Genomic DNA, 1729 nt, shown 5'->3' with positions numbered 1-1729 from the left:
CCTCGGCATTGCGCAGCACGCCCGAATCGACGATGCCGATGCGCACGCCGCGGCCGGTCGCGCCAGTGACCTGTGCGGCACGCGCGTTGGTCTGTGCCAGATGCGCATCCACAGCCGGTTCCAGCGGCTTGGACGCGGGAGGCGGGGTGACCGGGGGCGTGACCGGAGGCGTGGTCGGGGGCGGGTCGATGCGCACGTTGCTGCCGCCCCCTCCACCGCCACACGCCGACAGCGCCACCGCCAGCGCCGATGCCAGGACCGACCTTCCCATCGTCTTACGTTCCATCGTTTCCTTCCCATGAACGTTGGCCTGCCGCCATCCGGGCAGGCATCCAGTACTGCCCAACGGCAGTCTTCGCCGACCCTCTATACTGGGCCGACCCCCACGCAGTCTGCCGGGAAACGGCGGCGCTTCCAACGCCCGTCGTCTCCTTTCCGAACATTGCTCACGCATCAACGAGATTGCCATGTCCAACATCGTCATCGCCGCCGCCAAGCGCACCGCCATCGGCTCCTTCCTCGGCCAGTTCAACGGCGTTCCGACCCCGACCCTCGGCGCGGCCGCCATCGCCGCCGCGTTGGAACAGTCGGGCGTGCCTGCCAGCGAGGTCTCCGAAGTCCTGATGGGCTGCGTGCTGCCGGCCAATCTCGGCCAGGCCCCTGCCCGCCAGGCAGCGATCGCCGCCGGTATTCCGCTGTCGGTCGGCGCCACCACCCTCAACAAGGTCTGCGGTTCGGGCATGAAGGCCATCATGCTCGGCCATGACCTGATCAAGGCCGGTTCGGCCAAGGTCGTGGTCGCCGGCGGCATGGAATCGATGTCCAACGCCCCGCACCTGCTGCCCAACTCGCGCACCGGCAACCGTTTCGGCAACTTCCAGGCCGTGGACCACATGGCCCATGACGGCCTGGTCAATGCCTATGACGGCAAGGCCATGGGTGAATTCGCCGAATGCGCCGTGGACAAGTACCAGTTCACCCGCGAAGAGCAGGACGCCTACTCCATCGAATCGGTCAAGCGCGCACAGGCAGCCCAGGCCAACGGCGCCTTCGCCGACGAGATCGTTGCGGTGAAGGTCGCCACCCGCAAGGGTGAGGTCGAGGTCGCCAGCGACGAACAGCCCGGCCGTTCGGACATTGCCAAGATCCCGACCCTGCGCCCGGCGTTCAAGAAGGACGGCAGCGTGACCGCCGCCAGTTCCTCCAGCATTTCCGATGGCGCCGCCGCCGTGGTCCTGCTGACCGAAGAAGATGCTGCCGCACGCGGCCTGCAGCCGCTGGCGCGCATCGTCGGCCATGCCACCCATTCGCAGGAGCCGGAGTGGTTCACCACCGCCCCGATCGGTGCCATCCACACCCTGCTGGCGAAGACCGGCTGGTCGCTGGACCAGGTCGATCTGTTCGAAATCAACGAGGCCTTCGCCGTGGTGGCGATGGCACCGATGCGCGAACTGGGCATCCCGCACGACAAGCTCAACGTGAATGGCGGTGCCTGCGCGCTGGGCCATCCGATCGGCGCCTCCGGCGCACGCCTGGTGGTCACCTTGGTCAACGCATTGCGCACGCGCGGCGGCAAGCGCGGCATTGCCACCCTGTGCATCGGCGGCGGCGAAGCGACGGCTATCGCCATCGAGTTGATCTGAAAGGATTTAACGTCTATTTCGCAAAAATGAATGCGGGATCGCTTGACACGATCCCGCATTCATTTTTGCGAAATAGACGTTAAATC

General features: G+C 66.2%; 2 protein-coding genes. One reads left to right on the top strand and one right to left on the bottom strand.

Going from position 1 to position 1729, the window contains the following annotated elements; genetic code table 11:
* Window positions 1-286, bottom strand: a 286-nt coding sequence (locus AB4Y84_RS20895; RefSeq protein ID WP_442250843.1) for a hypothetical protein, incomplete at its 3' end; no start/stop codon positions are given.
* A 181-nt stretch (window positions 287-467) separates the two neighbouring features.
* Here AB4Y84_RS20895 and AB4Y84_RS20890 point away from each other — a divergent pair.
* A complete protein-coding gene (locus AB4Y84_RS20890) occupies window positions 468-1643 on the top strand; it encodes a thiolase family protein (protein ID WP_394198587.1) in 1176 nt (391 codons plus the stop codon).
* The last annotated feature ends 86 nt before the right edge of the window (window positions 1644-1729 follow it).

Source organism: Stenotrophomonas sp. 2YAF22 (genome assembly GCF_052114665.1).
Lineage (GTDB): Bacteria > Pseudomonadota > Gammaproteobacteria > Xanthomonadales > Xanthomonadaceae > Stenotrophomonas > Stenotrophomonas indicatrix.
This window is presented reverse-complemented; position numbering and strand designations above follow the sequence as displayed.

Bases quoted from the DNA above. Each gene is read 5' to 3' on its own strand.
- AB4Y84_RS20890 (WP_394198587.1), top strand. From the start codon at position 468: ATGTCCAACATCGTCATCGCCGCCGCCAAGCGCACCGCCATCGGCTCC.